The 1,733-nt window shown below is 64.2% G+C and carries 2 protein-coding genes; both read left to right on the top strand.

Annotation, left to right across the window (positions count from 1 at the left end; translation table 11 throughout):
• The first annotated feature begins 136 nt into the window (after window positions 1–136).
• Complete coding sequence (locus SYV04_RS43630; RefSeq protein WP_321552063.1) at window positions 137–934, top strand: hypothetical protein; 798 nt, start codon at window positions 137–139, stop codon at window positions 932–934.
• Between the two features lie 358 nt (window positions 935–1,292).
• Window positions 1,293–1,733, top strand: a 441-nt coding sequence (locus SYV04_RS43625) for a hypothetical protein (protein WP_321552062.1), incomplete at its 3' end; no start/stop codon positions are given.

Genomic DNA, 1,733 nt, shown 5'->3' with positions numbered 1-1,733 from the left:
CGTAAGAGCTCGCCGTGCCCCCCTCCGGCTCAGAGATGACCTGGGCCGCCCGCGCAGAGTGGGTGCAGAACGGACGACCACGCGGCGAAAAGACGAGCCTTGAGGGGCCTGCCATGTCGTCTATACGCTGGTCCCCATGAAGATGAGCGACTTCACGTCTGAGTACGACCTCGCGGATATACCCGCGATTTCTGACAACCCGCTGACGAAGGCGGACCTGAACTCTCTGGTCGGGGCCATCGCGCCTGAAAGCCGAGTCGAGCAAGCTCTAGGCAACATGCTCATTGACGCCGTGTACTTGTACTACTTCGCAAAACGGGCGCACCCTCGGCTGGCGGCGATGGCGGCGGAACGCGGCGTCCTCGGCCACGCCATCGAGGTAGTCGACACCAGCCTGGTCAAGCAGGCCGTCATTGGAATTGCTTCCACAATCGACCTGGCCACCGGCCGCACAAGGTCTCTCCCGCACGCGCTGGACGCACTTGAGGCCGAGCTGAACACCCGCCTGAGTAAAGCCTTCGACACCGAGACGGAGGCGGCTGTCGAGCTCATTAAACACATCCGGCGGGAGACGAATGCCGACACGGTGCTGTCTCTGAAGTATGTCCGTCATTTGCGCAACAAGTGGGCTGGGCACTCTTCCCTGGACCGCAGCGTTGATTCCTGGGCAGGTGCCGACACCGCCCTTCGCTTCCCGCTACTGGAAGATGCCCTGGTACGCATGGTCAATGCGTTCCAAAATCTGGGGACCCTGACAGCACTGAGTCGGGAGCTGCGGGACATCGAGGCCCGGGGCCAAGCGGCCGAAGTCCAATCTGATGGGACCCAAAGGGTGCGCATGCCGATTTCATGGGCTGGCGCCGACGCGATGGCCCTCGTCATGCGGGAGGCGGCTCAGAAGGCTGCTGATGCGTTCCTCGACCAGCTCGCATAGCTGCAGCACGTCCGAGGTGGCGCCCTCGGGCCGAGTTGGAGCTGTCCACGCGCGCGCCACGGGCCCGAGCCGGAGCCGTCCGATGCGCGCACCACCGGGCCGAGCTGGAGCTGTCCGACGCGCGCACCACCGGGCCGAGCTGGGGCGCTTCGAGGTGGCGCCCTCGGGCCGAGCTGGAGCTGTCGGACGTGCGCGCCATGGTGCCGAGCTGGAGCCGTCAGACGCGCGCACCACCGGGCCGAGCTGGAGCGCTTCGAGGTGGCGCCCCTCGGGCCTAACCCGCTTCAGCAAAGTCCCGTAAGTCATCAATTTTGCTGTCGCTCCACACCTGCGAACAGGCGGAGGATACGTCGTGGACATGAATCTGACCGGCACGATCTATTTCAAGCACGTCTATGCGACGAACATGGAAGCCTGGGGCGTCCTGGCCCTCCCACGATCTCAGGATGCCGCGAAGGCAGGCCGCCGCTATCACCTTGGCGATCCGGTCCTGCTAGCCATTCCTCACAAACCCAAGGAAGTCGCAGGACCAGTCCCCGCTGAAGTACGCGGCCGGGTATTCGCCGTTTGTACTCTGGCGGTGATCGCGGACGCCGCCACACGCGAGATCGCAAACCCGGAAATGGTCCGCCAGTATCCATACGTGGTCGAGCGGTGGAACACGGCACTCCCCATTCTGAAGCTCTGGCGGCTGCCCAATCCTCGGCCGTACAGCGAGTTCGGGCAGGAACTCGTCGAAACGGCTCGGACACGAAGAGGCCAGTTGATTCAGTTGGTAGCACCTGCCCCTACGGAGGAG

Source organism: Hyalangium ruber, assembly GCF_034259325.1.
In the GTDB taxonomy this organism is placed as follows: Bacteria; Myxococcota; Myxococcia; order Myxococcales; family Myxococcaceae; genus Hyalangium_A; species Hyalangium_A rubrum.
The sequence above is the reverse complement of the archived record's forward strand: the minus strand, read 5'-3'. Positions and strand labels throughout refer to the sequence as shown.

Excerpts from the sequence above, each read along its gene's own strand:
- SYV04_RS43630 (WP_321552063.1), top strand. The coding sequence starts at position 137 with ATGAAGATGAGCGACTTCACGTCTGAGTACGACCTCGCGGATATACCC.